14 protein-coding genes are annotated in these 14,893 nt (G+C 61.1%); 6 read left to right on the forward strand and 8 right to left on the reverse strand.

The annotated features are described in order from the left end of the window. Positions 1–98 precede the first annotated feature (98 nt). The 3 genes from QEZ49_RS00780 to QEZ49_RS00790 all read right to left on the reverse strand — a co-directional run bounded on the left by QEZ49_RS00780 (position 99) and on the right by QEZ49_RS00790 (position 2,048). Positions 99–665, reverse strand: coding sequence for an NUDIX hydrolase (locus QEZ49_RS00780; protein ID WP_348534774.1), 567 nt, complete (start codon positions 663–665; stop codon positions 99–101). A 170-nt stretch (positions 666–835) separates the two neighbouring features. Then, positions 836–1,384: a DUF1465 family protein gene (locus tag QEZ49_RS00785; RefSeq protein ID WP_280383287.1), complete on the reverse strand. Its 549-nt coding sequence runs from the start codon at positions 1,382–1,384 to the stop codon at positions 836–838. 469 nt (positions 1,385–1,853) lie between these two features. Continuing rightward, a complete protein-coding gene (locus QEZ49_RS00790; protein ID WP_280383288.1) occupies positions 1,854–2,048 on the reverse strand; it encodes a DUF1192 domain-containing protein in 195 nt (64 codons plus the stop codon). Positions 2,049–2,257: 209 nt separating this feature from the next. Between QEZ49_RS00790 and QEZ49_RS00795 the strand changes: the two genes are divergently transcribed. The 3 genes from QEZ49_RS00795 to QEZ49_RS00805 all read left to right on the forward strand — a co-directional run bounded on the left by QEZ49_RS00795 (position 2,258) and on the right by QEZ49_RS00805 (position 5,776). Then, entirely contained in the window at positions 2,258–3,250 is a 993-nt protein-coding gene (locus QEZ49_RS00795; RefSeq protein WP_280383290.1) for an NAD(P)H-quinone oxidoreductase, read from the forward strand. 232 nt (positions 3,251–3,482) lie between these two features. Further along, on the forward strand, positions 3,483–4,466 hold the full coding sequence (locus tag QEZ49_RS00800; RefSeq protein WP_280383292.1) for a hypothetical protein: 984 nt from the start codon (positions 3,483–3,485) through the stop codon (positions 4,464–4,466). A 161-nt stretch (positions 4,467–4,627) separates the two neighbouring features. Continuing rightward, on the forward strand, positions 4,628–5,776 hold the full coding sequence (locus QEZ49_RS00805) for a ceramide glucosyltransferase (RefSeq protein ID WP_280383294.1): 1,149 nt from the start codon (positions 4,628–4,630) through the stop codon (positions 5,774–5,776). 43 nt (positions 5,777–5,819) lie between these two features. On the opposite strand, the gene QEZ49_RS00810 is transcribed toward QEZ49_RS00805, so the two are convergent. The 3 genes from QEZ49_RS00810 to QEZ49_RS00820 all read right to left on the reverse strand — a co-directional run bounded on the left by QEZ49_RS00810 (position 5,820) and on the right by QEZ49_RS00820 (position 9,728). Then, positions 5,820–7,217 carry a glucosaminidase domain-containing protein gene (locus QEZ49_RS00810; protein ID WP_280383295.1) on the reverse strand — a complete coding sequence of 466 codons (1,398 nt, stop codon included), beginning with the start codon at positions 7,215–7,217 and terminating at the stop codon, positions 5,820–5,822. Between the two features lie 170 nt (positions 7,218–7,387). Then, entirely contained in the window at positions 7,388–8,692 is a 1,305-nt protein-coding gene (locus tag QEZ49_RS00815; RefSeq protein WP_280383297.1) for a glucosaminidase domain-containing protein, read from the reverse strand. Positions 8,693–8,993: 301 nt separating this feature from the next. Then, the gene (locus QEZ49_RS00820; protein ID WP_280383299.1) at positions 8,994–9,728 is read right to left on the reverse strand and encodes an SDR family oxidoreductase; all 735 of its coding nucleotides are present in this window, start codon (positions 9,726–9,728) and stop codon (positions 8,994–8,996) included. A gap of 482 nt (positions 9,729–10,210) precedes the next feature. On the opposite strand from QEZ49_RS00820, the gene QEZ49_RS00825 reads away from it, so the two are divergent. The 3 genes from QEZ49_RS00825 to QEZ49_RS00835 all read left to right on the forward strand — a co-directional run bounded on the left by QEZ49_RS00825 (position 10,211) and on the right by QEZ49_RS00835 (position 13,011). Further along, positions 10,211–10,918 carry a TorF family putative porin gene (locus tag QEZ49_RS00825; protein WP_280383300.1) on the forward strand — a complete coding sequence of 236 codons (708 nt, stop codon included), beginning with the start codon at positions 10,211–10,213 and terminating at the stop codon, positions 10,916–10,918. Positions 10,919–11,404: 486 nt separating this feature from the next. Further along, on the forward strand, positions 11,405–12,409 hold the full coding sequence (locus tag QEZ49_RS00830) for a hypothetical protein (RefSeq protein WP_280383303.1): 1,005 nt from the start codon (positions 11,405–11,407) through the stop codon (positions 12,407–12,409). A gap of 14 nt (positions 12,410–12,423) precedes the next feature. Beyond that, entirely contained in the window at positions 12,424–13,011 is a 588-nt protein-coding gene (locus QEZ49_RS00835) for a cytochrome b/b6 domain-containing protein (protein ID WP_280383305.1), read from the forward strand. 48 nt (positions 13,012–13,059) lie between these two features. Here QEZ49_RS00835 and napH read toward each other — a convergent pair whose 3' ends face one another. Then, a complete protein-coding gene (gene napH, locus QEZ49_RS00840; protein WP_280383307.1) occupies positions 13,060–14,037 on the reverse strand; it encodes a quinol dehydrogenase ferredoxin subunit NapH in 978 nt (325 codons plus the stop codon). Beyond that, the gene (napG, locus tag QEZ49_RS00845; RefSeq protein ID WP_280383308.1) at positions 14,037–14,852 is read right to left on the reverse strand and encodes a ferredoxin-type protein NapG; all 816 of its coding nucleotides are present in this window, start codon (positions 14,850–14,852) and stop codon (positions 14,037–14,039) included. The genes napH and napG overlap by 1 nt, the downstream gene beginning before the upstream one ends. Positions 14,853–14,893: the final 41 nt, after the last annotated feature.

Here is a 14,893-nt window from a genome sequence, read left to right on the forward strand (position 1 = left end):
CGCCGATCAAGAAAGAAAGCCCGGCCGCTGCACAGCGCCGGGCTTTTTTGTTGTCTCATCGATCAAGTGCTCTGGAATACGGCGCGGCGCTCAATGGGTCAGGCCTGCTGCAGCCGCGCTTTGAGCCCAGTCGGATACAGGGCCGGGCCGTCGGCGAGATCCAGTTCGTCCAGATCGAACCAGCGGGCAATCGACATGGCGCCGTTGTCTTCCGCGAAGGGGATGTGTGTCAGCTCCGCGAAGGCGCCGGCGGGAAACTCGACGTTGAACAGGATCACAAGTTCGTGGCCGGGCGCGCCCTCGTGCACATAAATGTTTTCTAGGAAAATCGGTTCGCTTTTGATCGTGGCTTCGATGCCGAGTTCCTCGCGGAATTCGCGGACGACGGCCGTGCGCGCGGTTTCCCCGAATTCGACGCTACCGCCGAGCGGGCGAACGCCCTTTATGCGTCCGCTGTCGTCATAGACCTCAGCCGCGAGCAGTCGTCCCTCACGCCAATGGAGCCCTAAGGCCTTGACGCGGATTTGTGCCGGTGGGCGCCAGATACTCATGCTGTGCAGGGCATTTGTTTGAAGGGAATTGGCGGCGACACCTAGTGTCAGGTGCGAGGCGGTGGGCTGATCGCGGGTGGCGTGCAGCAGTGAAGCGGGTCGATTGTCGAACACCGGTCTACCTGGCGACGCTTGGCTTGATCAATCTGAAGTGTGGGGATCGTAACACCTTAAATCCCGCGGAGATTTCCGCGGGATTTTGCGTCTGTGTGAGATGAAGTGCGTAATAGGCCGGCGCAGAACTGCGCCAGCGTGTCGGTGTAAACCCGGTCGCTCGCTGGCTGTTAGTTGCCGAAGGCGACGCGCAAACGGTCGAGCTGATGGCCAACAGGGTTCGCCATGCCGAGACCGGCATTGAGCCCGACGGTGTCCGGCTTGACGCTCATGGCGCGATCAAGCTGCACGATGCGATCCTGCAAGGCGTAGCTTTCTTCGATCAGGCCACGCAGCGTTTCAGGCAGTTCGCTGAAACCGCCGACGTGCGAGGAGCGCGACGGCGCCTGCAGCAGCACGCCTTTGCGTTTGCGCTGGGCTTCAGCCTCGCTGATGTCGCCTTCCTTCACCGCGCGGCGGATCAGAAGCCAGGAAGCCATATCCAGCAGGCGCGTCGTCAGGCGCATGCTTTCTGAGGCGTAAAGAACGTTGACGGAGGGTGGCAGCCGCTTGGCTTCAACCCGGCCCGGCCCTTCAAGATAAGCGGCAGTGCGCTCAACCAGCGCCATGCCTTCCTTGAAGACGGCATCAAATTGACCGGAGGCTTGGAAGCGTTCACCGAACGATACAGTGACGGCTCCGCCAGCTAGGGACGCTTCGGCACGCGATACGTTGCTCATGACTAGATTTGACACACTCACTCACCTGCAGATCATCTTTAACACGGTCACATCCTGCCAAGCCATAGTTAACAACATGACCAAAAGCGGGACGATCTTGAGAGGTTCAGAACCTTGCTGAGGAATATGCAAAAAAAGAGCCGCCCGTGAGGCGGCTCTGAAGTCAACAGGGAGGCGTCAAACAGAGCGGCCGGGCCGCTCAGGATCCAGGTGACTGGATGTGATCGTAAGGTGACTGAGTAAGCCTAAGAAAGCGTTAAGGGTGAATTTTCCGTTGGCGCGCATATGTGTGCGCTGCAAAACGGCGTTCAGCTCTGTTGATTGAACATTTATCGGCGTCCCGCGCGCTGCGGCCCGTGTGAACGACGAAATGTCGGCCCACTACACAATTTGTTGAGCATGATTTTTTGCTCAGCGGGATGGCGGCGTTGTGCGCCGCCCAAGTCCCATGCCCAGCCCATCTGCAGGCTCAACTTTTGAACAGCGCGCTGGCAGCCGCCTCGTGGCGGCGCTTCTTTTCCAGCTCATCGCGTACGCGCACAATTTCGGTTTCAAACACCAGGATGCGCTGCTCAAGCTCGGCTACGGATAACGTTTCAAGGTTGTCGCCCACTACAACCTGTATGCCCTTGGCCGTTTTCGGCACGATGTCGTCCCAATCCATGGCAATCACTCCTCTGCGCGCGCGTTCTGTTCAATCGCGCGCTTTAGCCGACATATTGGAACTGTCGGCCATTCACGTAGCGCAGGCAATCAACGGCACGCGTTCTGATTCCAAAGGTCGCGCAATTCCGTCGCTTGCGCATGGGCTGGCTTGTCTCGAAGCGTGGCGTCAGGCATCAGGTGCCAGTTGCACCCTGAAAGGAACCCACCATGACCGTACCGCAGAGCATGACCGCAATCGCTATCGTCGGCAAAGGCGGGCCGGAGGTTTTGCAGCCGGCGACGGTGCCGGTTCCTGTGGCTGAGGGCAGCGATGTGCTCATCAAGGTGGCTGCGGCGGGCGTCAATCGCCCGGATGTGATGCAGCGGCTTGGGCTTTATCCCGCGCCCAAGGGACACTCTGAGATTCCCGGGCTGGAAGTTGCGGGCGAAATCGTTGCGCTGGGGCCGGACGCGCACCGCTTCAAGGTTGGCGATCGCGTGATGGCGCTGGTGAACGGCGGCGGTTACGCGGAGTACTGTCTAGCCGACGAGGGCTCATGCATTCCGGTGCCCGCTGGCATCTCAATGGTTGAAGCGGCGGCGCTCCCGGAAGGATTCTTTACCGTCTGGCACAATGTGTTTGAGCGCGGCGGCCTGGAGCCGGGCAACTGGTTCCTTGTTCATGGCGGCACCAGCGGCATCGGCACCGCGGCGATACAACTTGCAACGGCGTTCGGCGCCAAGGTCATCGCCACCGCCGGATCGCAGGAAAAATGCGCCGTGTGCCGCGAACTGGGCGCGGTGCGCGCGGTTGATTACAAGACGGAAGACTTCGCCGAAGCCGTGAAAGCGGAAACCGGTGGCCGCGGCGTCAACGTCATCCTGGATATGATCGGTGGCGACTATGTCGAGCGTAACATCCGCTCGCTGGCCGACGATGGCCGTCTCGTCAACATCGCGTTCCAGGGCGGCTCGAAGGTGACGATCGACATGATGCGCATCATGCTGAAGCGCCTCACCGTCACCGGATCGACGCTGCGCATCCGCCCCGCTGACGTCAAAGCCGCCATTGCGCGGCAGGTCGAGGAAAAGGCCGTGCCGCTGGTGGTCGATGGCCGCGTGAAGGTCATTATCGACCACACGTTCCCGCTTGCTGAAGCCGCCGCCGCGCGCGCGCGCATGGATGAAGCGCACATCGGCAAGATTGTATTAACCGTTTAGCCGTTTCGATACCGGGAGAATGGATTGGCGCGGCGCGGGGGATCGTTGCTGCGCTGATCCGCTGTTTGGGGACGGGCCAACGGCTGGGGCGCGCACGCCGCACCTGCCGTTCGTGGTGCTGCCATCAAATTGACAATACGCGGTTTTCTTCTGGACCTCCGGCGCGGGGTGAGTGCTGGAAAACCGCAAATCCCGGAAGGATGCGTACGTGAGGGTGCGGATGGGTTGTTTTATGCGTCGTTATTCGCTGCGAGCCGTTGCGCCCGTGCTGGCGCTGCTCATCGCGCTGGCGATGCCGTTTGCCGCCGACGCGTCGAAAAAGAAAAAGCAACCCGAGCCGCCGCAGTTCTCGCGCACCGAAACCATTCTCGGCTGGATCAACGATTATCGCCTGAAGCCAACGCCTGAGCGTCTGCCCGCTGCTTTTACCGCGATGCGCGAGCAGGGCCAGTTCAAGGAAATTGAGCAGGCAGGCATTTACGTCGGTTTCATCGCTGGCGTCCTCGGCGCCAATCCCGATATGGCCGAAAAGCTCATCACCGAAATGTTTCCCATGCCGCCGCACGATCAGGTCGTGGTGGTGAAGGCGATTGCCTATTCCGGCCTTGCGGACTGGAAAGAGCTGATGGGCAAGTTCGTTGAGCGCATGCCGGCGCGCAAGGTCATCATCGAGCGCTACCTCTACGGCAAGATGCAGGTGCTGCGCGATCTTCCGCTTGAAAGTCCGATCGCGGTTGACGCCAACTGGGGCTACTATTTCGCGACCGGTTCGGCTGAGCCGATCCAGCGGCTGGTGCGCGCGCTTGAATGGTCGCGCGAGAAGAACGACGTCGAAAAGCTCACCATTGGTTCGATGGTGAAGTGGACTTTGGCGCAGAACGCTTCGAAGGATCACGACCTGCTGCGCTACCTGAAGCTTTCGTTGCCGCGGCAGCCGGACAATATATCGGTGCCACTGACGGAAGTGATTGAAGGCGCCGAGACGTTCGAGCTGGCGCAGATCCGCAAGGATGCGCTGACCGCAATCGAGGACCTGAAAACCAAGGGCCCGCAGAACTCGCGTAACTTCGCGTGGTGGGGGCAGGCGGGCCAGACCGTGTTCGCGCTCGGTTGTGTGGCTGCCGGCGTTATGGGGCAGGTTTATATGGGCGTGCCCTGCGTTGTCGGCGGTGCGCTGTCTAACGTCGCGCTCAAGTATCTGGCGCCGGCGCAGTAACCGCATCAACGCTGTCAACGGCGATAAAATCCGCCCGCTGATTATGGCGGTGGTGACGGATCGATGACACCACTGAGCGCGCCGGGCCGTTGCCCTGTCATCAACGTGTCATCGATTCCGGGGCAAGACTGTGTGCAACAATCCGTTGCGCAAGGTCGATCATGGATCACATCGCCTTAGGCTGCCTTCTGTTTGTAAGTCTGGCCACGCTGCTGCACTTCGCCAGCGCTGCAATTGCAGCCTTCAGGGCCCGTCGCGGCGCAGCGCCCCCGGCATTCGCAACCGATATTCCTGTCAACGCACTGCCGCCCGTCACGATCCTTCGCCCCGTTTGCGGCCGCGATCCCTATGACGAGCTGACGCTGCGTTCCGGCTTCCAGCTGAGCTACGCCAACTATGAACTCATCTTCTGCTGCGATGATGCGAACGATCCCATCGTGCCGCTCATCAAGCGTCTGATGGCAGAGCATCCAAACATCAACGCGCAGCTGCTCATCGGTCGCGATACGCTGACGTCAAACCCCAAGCTGAACAATCTCATCAAGGGCTGGCGTTCGGCCGCGCATGACTGGGTCGTGATGGCGGACAGCAATGTGCTGATGCCTGCCGATTACCTGCAACGGTTGCTCGGCGGCTGGCGCGCGGATACCGGGCTGCTGTGCGCGCCGCCTATCGGTTGCATGCCGACGGGTTTCTGGGCCGAGGTGGAATGCGCGTTCCTCAACACCTATCAGGCGCGTTGGCAGTACGCGGCCGATACGCTCGGCCTTGGCTTCGCGCAGGGCAAGACGATGCTGTGGCGTCGTGCCGATCTGGAGCGGGCGGGCGGTATTCGCGCGCTTGGGCTGGAGATCGCCGAGGACGCAGCGGCCACCAAGGTTGTGCGCAGTGCGGGCAAGCGCGTGCGGCTGGTTGATCGCGCTTTCGGTCAGCCGCTTGGCTTGCGCGGCGCTGCACAGATCTGGTCACGGCAGGTGCGCTGGGCCCGACTGCGTCGCGCGACGTTCCCGGTATTCTTTCTGCCGGAAATATTGTCCGGCAGCGTAGCGCCGCTGGCTGCTGCCGGTTTTGCGGCGTTTGCGCTTGATGTTCCGGTTATCGCCGCTGTCGGCAGCCTCGCCATCGCCTGGTACGGAGCGGAAGCATTGCTGGCACGCGCTGCGGGGTGGCATTTGTCACTGCTCTCGCCGCTGGCGTGGATGGCGCGCGATGTGATGCTGCCCGTTCTGTGGGTGCAGGCGTGGTTGGGAAATTCGTTCAGCTGGCGCGGCAACGACATGCATCTCGCCGATGCCGTTGCAGGCAACTGAAGTCAAAGCGGAAGTGAAACCGGCGGCGCCGGGGGAGCGGGGTTCAGCCCGTGCGTGTGGCGGAACGTACCGGCGCGGCCGGTGCACCGGGGCAAAGCTCGCGCGCCTTGGTCATCGCGTCGTTGCGGTTGGCAAATTCGCCGATGCTTTCACCGTCCGGGGCACTGGCCTTGAGGTAGTTTTCCAGCATCGACTTTTCGAATCCGGCCAACACGTTCAACACCGTGTAGCGCACATCGGGAGCGGTGCCCGAGCGGATGAGAAAAGCTTTCTGACCGCCGTAGCTGGCGTTGGCGATCTGGCAACCTGATTGCTGCTGGGCTGCCTGCGCGTCAGCTTGCGCCGATGACGCTTGCGTTCCGCCGAGCATGCGTCCCATCGCGCCAGCATAGGCGAATGCAAGCGGGCGGCTGTTGTGGGGTGAGGGCGCCGAGCGTGTGTGCTCAGATGTGTTGCTGGCGATGGCGACGTTCGACGCTGCCACAGCGTCAAGGTCAGCCAATGCAAGCTGCATCGGCTGTCCGGCGCCGGTCTGGATCATCTGTTCGGCTACCGTGCTGTAGGAGGCCGTCGTTTCAGCGGGCGCGACATCGGCAATGCGCGCCGGTTTGCGTTCGGGAGCGGGTGCTGGCGCTGATGGTGCAGCGCCTGCGCGCGCAAAGCTGACCGCGGCTGGCGGAGCACTTACGCTTGCACGGGCCGCAACCGGGCCCGGCCGTGGGCTCGCCTGCCAGACCGTGCGCACGGGAGAAGCCGGAGGTGCGGTTGGTCGGCTCTCGACCGGTGGCCCGCCGAGATTTGCCCGTGCAACTTCCATCGCCTTACGATCCGTAGGCTCAGCGTCGGCGGCGTTGTTACGGCCGGAGCAATACTGTTCGCGGAAGCTGTTGGCGACCCATTCGATGGAGCGCCCGTAGTTGCGGTCGGCGGCCCAGCGGCGCGCGAGATCGGCGAAAGTCATGCGCCGATTCTTCGGTGCGCTGGCGGCCAGAATGTGATCCTGCTTCAGGCGCGTGCGTTCGCCCACCGGGGACGCGATGCGCTCGCCGGAGTAGACAACGAGATGCTGGATCTGCGCCAGCACGCCGGTGTTGACGTCCGGATAGCTGTCACCGGGAACGCCGCCGCCGGTAGTGCCGAGGCCGGCGAAGTTGTTCTGCTTGGGATTGACGTCGCCCCACTTGCCGTTGCCCTGGCGATAGGTGAGGAAGTTGGTCTCCAGCGCCATCTGGAAGAAGGCGTAATCCCAGCGAACGTTCCAGGCCTGCCCGTGCTTCTTGTAGAACTCGGCGATGTTGCCGAAGCGCGGATTGAGATTTGTGTTGCGTGTTTTGAGGAACGCCATCAATCGCTGGGGCGTGACGCAGCGGGGCACGACGTTGCCCGCATCGGTGCGGATGCGCGGTGGCGCAGCTTCAGCGGCAGCAATTGAGCCTGCCAACAGCAAAACCGCCAGCGCCGGGCGGAGCGCTCGCTTGCGTGCGCATCTGCGCGTCTTCGCCATCAAGTGAGGGGCCATGGCGTTGCTACGCTTCTTCAACGAAATGTTCTGGGCGGGGGCGTGCAGTCAGTTTTGTCACCGGTGATTGTTCCATCGGTGACAGCGCGAACTCAGCCTTCAGGGCAAAGCTCGAATGCCTTGTTCAGGGCTTTCGACTGATTGGAGAACGATGCAACCTTCTCGCCACCCTTTGCGTACGCAGCGATATAGGCGTCGATCTCGCGCTTCTCATTGGCCTCGGTCACATCCAGCACGGTGTAATTCACCATGTCCTTGCCCTTGGCCTTGATGATGACAGCGCGCGAGCCGCCATAGCTGGCCGTCCACACCTTGCACTTGGAGGCCGATGCTTTCGGTGCGGTTGGCTTGAGCTGGGTTGCGACGCCGCCAAGCGCTGCGGTCTGGATCTCGCCGGACTTATCGGAAGGCTTGATCGCGGCTGTCTTGGCGTTTGGCTTCGCAGTCGCTGCATTGTTCTTGCCCGATGCAGCCGGTGCAGCGGTGTCGTCAGAATTGAGCACGGTTATAGCGGGTGCAGATTCCGCCTCAGAGGCGTCACCAGCATTGCTGTATTGCGACGCCAGCATGGATGCGCCGAGCGATTTGATCGGGCCACCTTCGTTGCGCTCGGCCTCAATGTTCCGCTGCGCAATCTCCTGGCCTCTCGACTTCGGTGCAGCAGATGCGCCAGCGGCTCCGGCAGTTGCGAACTTCGGTTCGTTGACGCTGGCGGCGGGCTGGCCACCACCGTTTGAACTGGTGCCTGCGCGCGCTTCCTGCAGGCGCTCAGGATAGGGATCGGCGCTGGTGCAATAGCTGGAGTAGAATTCGTCGCTGATCGCTGCGATGTCGCGCACGTAATTGCGCGATGACGGCGCCCACTTCGTTGCAGCGAGCGAATAGGTCATGGGGCCTTTGATGGAGCGCTGCCACTTGGTCAGCACACCCCATTCCTGAACCTTGCGCGTGCGGTCGGCCACCGGATCGTCGATGTGTTCACCGGCATACATCATCAGGTGCTGCAGATGCGCTTTCACGCCGCTGGAAACGGATGAGAAGCTTTCGCCGCGCACGCCGCGTCCGGATGCACCGAGGCCGGCGAAGTTGTTCTGGCTTGGACGAACGTCGCCGGTGTAACGCAACGCGCCTGTTTCAAGGATCATCTGGAAGAAGGCGATATCCCAGCGGATGCCGAGCGCTTCGCCGTGGCGCATGTAATGCGTGGCGAGGTCTTCGTAGCGCTGATCCAGCTTCGGATTACGAGCTTTCAGGTAAGCCGTCATCCGCCCCGGCGTTGCGCACTGAGGGACGGGATTGCTGGCGGTGGCTCTAACTTCAGGAAGACTGGCCGCGTGGGCTGCGGGAATGAATGCTGCAAGAGCAAACGTGAGCGATGCTCCGAGGAGGCACTTCATGTGAACACCCGTCTAAACGCGGCGCCTGAGACAAGGACGCCCGACGAAACCATCAAACGTTCTTAAAGGCTTAACGTTAATGGATGGTTTACGAATCATGGACGATCCCGATTTATCGCGAGAAGGCCGCAGTAATGGGGCGCCAGTGAGGGCCAGCTAGAGCAAAATTGTGGCGTCGTAAGCTTATGCCAAGCGCGGTAAACGCGATTTTCCAACGCGGCGTTGGTTAAATGATGGGCGGGAAACGGGCGCCGCTGCAACTGACGCCCATTCTCGGGCCGCTCGTCATCACCTGACGCGCTTATGAAAGATGCTGACCGCCATCGAGGGTGATCATCTGGCCAGTCATCGATGGGCTGTCGAGAATGAAGCGCACCGCCGCCGCGATCTCCGGCAGGGAAGGGCCGTGCCCGAGCAGAGTAGATTGGCGCTCGTTGGCGAAGTCGGTCTCGGTCTGATGGATGCTTTGCAGCACAGGGCCCGGTCCGATTGCGTTCACCCGCACGCGCGGCGCCATTGCCTGCGCCAGCGTCTGCGTCGCGGTCCACAGCCCGGATTTTGAAATCGTGTAGGAAAAGAAATCCGGGGTTGGTCGCCACACCCGCTGATCGATGATGTTGACCACATTGCCATCGGCGCCCTTCGGCAGACTGACGTAGAGTTCCTGCGCGAGAAAGATCGGCGCCTTGAGGTTGATGTCGAGGTGCGTGTCCCAGCCTTCGCAGGTGACTGAGCCGATGGTGTCGAGAAAAAATTCGGAAGCGTTGTTGACGAGGCAGGTCGGCTGACCCAGCACATCGGTGCAGCGGGCAATCAGCGTCTGCACCTCGTGGAAATCGGCCAGATTGGCGGCAAGCGCCGCAGCCGTGCCGCCGCTGGCGTTGATCTCGGCGGCCAGCGCCTCAGCTTCGTCACGGGAATTGCGGTAGTGCACGCCGACCCGCCAGCCGTGCGCAGCAAGATCAAGAGCGATGGCCCGACCGATCCGGCGAGCGGCGCCAGTGATGAGGGCGGTGCGTGGCGCTGTCTGTGGCATTCAAAATCCGATGGTCTGTTGCAGCCGGGCAGGAAGCGGCTCGCCTCTGACGAGGGTGAAGCATTGCTAGCCGTCCGTGCATGGGATTGAAAGGCGGCCTCTACCCGCAGACGCGGCGAAACTCGGGTTGTGGAAGTATTGCTGCCCACAATTTGCGCAAATGCTCAGAGCGCGGGTGATGAACCTGTTTTTTGATGCCTAATTTACGGGCTGCCATTCCCTAATAAGTAGTCAAAGTCAGTGCCGCGTTGCATCCGGGATACGGGTGTCAGGCAGAGGCCACGCTTATCGTCGTTTTGGCTTGAGACAGGCTGCCTTTGTGACGTTTTCTAGGCTTGGAAGCGTTCGAGAAAGCTAGGCCCAGTTGGCCGGCCGGAGTGAGTTCAGCGCTTTGTTGTTGTGGGTAGCGTACGGGGGTAGCTCTGGTTATGGGCAAGTATCGCAGATTTAGTAAGCTTGCCGGCATTGCCGGCGCATCGTTGATGGCCTTGTCGGGCGCCGCGCTCGCCGATGGCTACTATGGCAGCGTCAAGGACGCACCGCCGCCGAAGCCTGAGCGGGAGCTCAGCTTTTCCGCAACACTGACGGGCACGTCCGATTACGTGTTCCGCGGTGTCTCTCAGACCAACCAGGAGCCCACCATTCAGGGCTCGTTCGATCTGAGCTACGGCATCTTCTACGCTGGCGTCTGGGGCTCTGGCGTAGACTTTGGCGATGACGCGACGACCGAACTCGACTGGTATGCCGGTTTCAAGCCGGTCTGGAACGACTTCGAATTCGACTTCGGTGTCATTCTCTATACCTATCCGGGCGCATCCGGGTACGATCTCATTCAGGTTACGGAGCTGAAGGCTGGCGTCAGCAAGTCCTTCGACAAGCTGGGTGTTGGCGGTGTTGTCTACTACTCGCCGGACATCAACGGCTACGAGCATGTCGTGGTAGAAGGTACGCTCAGCTACGAGCTGCCGAAGCTGGCCATGTTCACGCCGACCGTCAGCGGCCTTGTCGGCTATCAGGACGACATCAGCGGCGGCACGGGTCTGGGTGACTACACCTACTGGAATGCCGGTGTGTCGCTTGCGGTCGACAAGCTCACGCTCGACTTCCGCTATTGGGATACGGACCTGTCGAACCCGGCTCCGCTTGCCGATGAGCGTTTCGTTTTCTCGGTTGGCGTTTCGCTGCCATAAGGCAGAGTGCTTCAGCTAAGACGAAGTCAGAACAGGGTCGCGCATGCGGCCCTGTTTTTTGTTTGAGCCTGGCCGCCAATGGTGGTTGGCAGCGGAAATCCCATAAACACTGCAAAAGTCTGTGCGCTCCGGCAGCACCCTGACGAAATTGTAAGGCAGCCACGAGGCTGCTGAAAGAAAGCCACGCCATGGTTCAGACCATGACCGCTTCAGGCTCTGTCAGCCTGATGTGTGAACGTCGGTCTCAAAAATAAGGCCGGAGCCGCGTCGCAGTTTCAACGAATGCGGCCGAGCTCTGGCGAACCAGAAAAACAACGCGGCCTTCCTCCCAAGAGCCCGCGGGATGTGGCGAGGAAAGCCATGCAGCCTCTCCTTTCAGGGCGGCGCGCGCGCGTTTCATACAGCTCGGGCAACCTGGCGGGCCGAGCGCTTGCCCGTTGTTCGGCGGTCTCTTTCGGCTGTGTGCTTCGGCTGGCCGCTTTTGCGATGGTGATGCTTGCCGCCGCGCTGATGCCAGGCGGACAGGCGGAGGCAGCCGGTCAGGCTGATTTCATGAAACGCATGCGGTGCCTTGCCTGCCATGTCGGTGAAAGCCAGCATCGGCTGGATGGCAAGGAGCACATTTCGAAAAGCTCCACCATCGACATGCCGCAGTTCGAAAATGCCGATCACGGCAAGATGCTGTGCGCCGATTGCCATTCCAAGGGCTTCACGAACTTTCCGCATCGGAACATGAAGACCGAGACCTGCATGGATTGCCATCCACGCAAGGAAGCCAAGGACGCCGAAGCCGACAAGGATTACGAATTCGAGCGCATAAACCGGGAATTTGAGGCGACCGTCCATTTCACGGAGTATCAGCACGCCAAGGAGCGGTGCTGCGGTACAGCAGTCGGCAAGGTGGCCGCTGAAGCGGGCGCGGGAGCGGCAGCAAACCGCAAAATGCGTGAAACCGGAGCCAATCAACGCTTCACGTGCGAGCATTGCCACGAGCCGCATTACTTCAAGGCGACGGCACATATCAAGGATCCAAAGCTGATCCTGAAGAACGACAACGGTCCTTGCCTGCATTGCCATATGGATGGCTCAAGCGTCGCGCTGAAGGATCCGGCTAAACCCAATCTGCTCGCTGCGCACGCCTATCTTCCCTATGCCGATATGCATCTCAAGGGCACGCGCTGTATCGACTGCCATACCAGCGTTACGCCGACAGTGGCGCACGATCTGCCCAAGGGGATGAAGGCGGATCAGGGCTGCAACACCTGTCACAGCATCGACAGCATCGTGGTTCGCCGCCTTTATCGGTACGTCGACAATGCGAGCGCGACGCAGGCAGGCTTTCACAACGCGGCGCTGATGAAGGACGGCTATGTGATGGGGGCCAACCGGCAGCGCTGGACCGACATAGCCGCATACCTGCTGTTGAGCATGGGGCTGGTGCTGGTGGTGGCCCACGGCGGCTGGCGCGTGTTCGCGCGCAAGCGGAAGTAGGCGGAGATGAACCCATGACGCCGCTTTGGCTCCGCCTTTGGCACTGGACGATGGCGATGCTGTTCACGGTTCTGGTGGTGACCGGCGTCGTGCTGACCTATTCGACATCGACATTTGCGCTGATGAACTACGCCCTTGCCGATACGCTGCATCAGGTTCTGGGCATCGCATTTTCAGTGCTGTTTGTTGTGTTCCTGCTGGTCTCTGGGTTGACCGGATATTGGCGCCGATATCAGCGCCTGTGGAAGGGGTTGCTGTCGCGGATCGTGAAGTTCGGCGGCTATGTGATCAATGGCGTGCCGGTGAAAGGCAACGGCGGCGGCGAGACGCCACCACGCATTGAGCTGTCGCGCGGCCTGCTGATTTTAGTTCAGCATTTCCTGTCGATTTTCAGCATCGCCGTTTTGTCACCGCTGCTGGCGATCACAGGATTGGTGCTGCTGTTTCCCGAGTACGCGCCCGAAACAATCGCTGGGCTCGGCGGCGTCTGGCCGTTTGCAATTGCGCACTATTGGGTGGGTTTTCTGGGCGCGCTGTTCCTGCTGTTTCATGCCTATATCGCGACGATTGCCGGCTTCCGGCGCATGATAAAAGGCCGATAGTCGCGAACCCTCCTACGTCGCCAGCCGATCGCAGCACGATGTATTGATTTATTCCGCAGCGGTTGCTGTTGCTGCTGCCGTGGCCGGCATTCGCGATGGAGACGCAGGCGCGTTGATATAGGCTTCAGGCGCGGCATGCTTGGGCGATAGTCTGCTGCCGTACTGAAACACATCGACGTAGCAGGAATCGATGCAGGCGCCGCAGTTGGTGCAATCACCCGACAGAATGAGGTGCGTGCCCTTGCCTTTCAGCGCCGGCATGATGACGTGCGGTTCCGGGCACGCCTTGAAGCAGGCGCCGCAATCGGTGCACGCTGTGCGTTGCAGGGCGCTGACACGCACGAGGCTTTGAGCACCGATCAGGCCGTAAAAAGCACCGACCGGGCACAGATGACTGCACCAGCCGCGGCGAGTGACGAACAGATCCAGCATGAACACGGCGGCGATGATGCCCCAGCCTGCGCCGATGCCGAAAATGATGCCACGCTGCAAAAGGCTGACCGGATTCAGGAACTCCCACGCGATGGTGCCGGTCATGAATGATGCCAGCAGCGCGCCGACAAGCACCCAGATGCGCGTGCGCCGATCAAGCTTGCGATCGCGCGTCAGGCCGAGCTTGTCGCGCAGCCAGTAGGCGCTGTCGGTGACGACGTTGACGGGGCAGACCCAACTGCAATAGACGCGCCCGCCGACCAGCAGATACAGCGCGACGATGGTGGCAACACCGATTGCGGCGAGCAGAATGGGCTTGTGCAGCGCGAATAATGACTGGGCGAATATGAACGGATCGGCGAGCGGCAGCACTCCCAGAATTTCGCTAGATGCGAAGTTACCTTTCGCAAGCCAGATGCCGTACCACGGGCCGACAAGAAACAGCGCCAGCACCAGTGTTTGCGAAAGGCGCCGCAGCAACCAGATGCGATGTGCAAACAGCCAGCCGCGACGCGTGGCGGCGTAACTGCGCGGTTCCGACGTGGTCCACTCTGCGAATGCGTGGATGTTTGCTCTGGTGAATGGCATGCGCATTAGAGGTCACGCTTCAACTGGCCGTGGCCGGTCAACGGTCTGCCAGCCGCGTTGCGACCGGCTTTGCCCTGACCGAGCGAGCGTGGCAGCACGCGGATGGCCGCTTCTTCCAGCACACAGTGTTTTTCGCACGTTCCGCAACCGGTGCATTTGGTGGAATGAACCGTCGGGATGATCATCGCGCGGCCATTGATGGTCTGCTTTTCAAGTGTGATCGCTTCGTTGCGGATCGGGCAGACGCGGTGGCAGATGCTGCAATGCATGCCCTTGTAGTTGAGGCAGGTCTCGTGATCGACCAGCACGGATACGCCCATGTCGGCATCGCGAATGTCGGCGATGTCGCGATCGAGTGCGCCGGTTGGGCACGCCTTTGCGCACGGAACGTCAGCGCACATGAAGCACGGAGATTCGCGCGCGATGAAAAACGGTGTGCCGAGCGCTGCGGGATCACCGAGTGTCGCAAGCTTCAGGGTGTCGTACGGGCAGGCCCGTACGCATAATCCGCATCGTACGCACGCGGAGAGAAACTCTTCTTCGTTGATGGCGCCGGGTGGGCGCAGGGCTTTGGCATCGGTTGCGCGCGCGGTGCGGATGTATTGATCGAGTGCAACGGCCGCGATGCAGGCAACGCCAGCAGATTTGGCAACCGTGCCAATGAAATCGCGGCGGCTGTAGCCGGTGGCAGCCTTACCAGCATTACCCTTTGGAGCAGGCAGCGGTTTTGATTTGCGTTGATCCGCGCGGTTTTCAGATTGCGCTGCGCTTCCCGAAACGGGAGGCAGCGCGTGCTTCACCGGGTCGTTGTTGTCCTGCATGGCACCCTGCGTCGGCTTGCACTGAGGCATCGCCCCTAGAA

This window comes from Hyphomicrobium sp. D-2, from assembly GCF_029872155.1.
In the GTDB taxonomy this organism is placed as follows: Bacteria; Pseudomonadota; Alphaproteobacteria; order Rhizobiales; family Hyphomicrobiaceae; genus Hyphomicrobium_A.

What these genes read in the sequence shown, in the direction of transcription:
- QEZ49_RS00785 (WP_280383287.1), bottom strand. Translation starts at nt 1,384, where the DNA reads ATGAGCAACGTATCGCGTGCCGAAGCGTCCCTAGCTGGCGGAGCCGTC.
- QEZ49_RS00790 (WP_280383288.1), bottom strand. Translation starts at nt 2,048, where the DNA reads ATGGATTGGGACGACATCGTGCCGAAAACGGCCAAGGGCATACAGGTT.
- QEZ49_RS00795 (WP_280383290.1), top strand. Translation starts at nt 2,258, where the DNA reads ATGACCGTACCGCAGAGCATGACCGCAATCGCTATCGTCGGCAAAGGC.
- QEZ49_RS00800 (WP_280383292.1), top strand. Translation starts at nt 3,483, where the DNA reads ATGCGTCGTTATTCGCTGCGAGCCGTTGCGCCCGTGCTGGCGCTGCTC.
- QEZ49_RS00805 (WP_280383294.1), top strand. Translation starts at nt 4,628, where the DNA reads ATGGATCACATCGCCTTAGGCTGCCTTCTGTTTGTAAGTCTGGCCACG.
- QEZ49_RS00815 (WP_280383297.1), bottom strand. Translation starts at nt 8,692, where the DNA reads ATGAAGTGCCTCCTCGGAGCATCGCTCACGTTTGCTCTTGCAGCATTC.
- QEZ49_RS00820 (WP_280383299.1), bottom strand. Translation starts at nt 9,728, where the DNA reads ATGCCACAGACAGCGCCACGCACCGCCCTCATCACTGGCGCCGCTCGC.
- QEZ49_RS00825 (WP_280383300.1), top strand. Translation starts at nt 10,211, where the DNA reads ATGGCCTTGTCGGGCGCCGCGCTCGCCGATGGCTACTATGGCAGCGTC.
- QEZ49_RS00830 (WP_280383303.1), top strand. Translation starts at nt 11,405, where the DNA reads ATGGTGATGCTTGCCGCCGCGCTGATGCCAGGCGGACAGGCGGAGGCA.
- QEZ49_RS00835 (WP_280383305.1), top strand. Translation starts at nt 12,424, where the DNA reads ATGACGCCGCTTTGGCTCCGCCTTTGGCACTGGACGATGGCGATGCTG.
- napH (WP_280383307.1), bottom strand. Translation starts at nt 14,037, where the DNA reads ATGCGCATGCCATTCACCAGAGCAAACATCCACGCATTCGCAGAGTGG.
- napG (WP_280383308.1), bottom strand. Translation starts at nt 14,852, where the DNA reads ATGCAGGACAACAACGACCCGGTGAAGCACGCGCTGCCTCCCGTTTCG.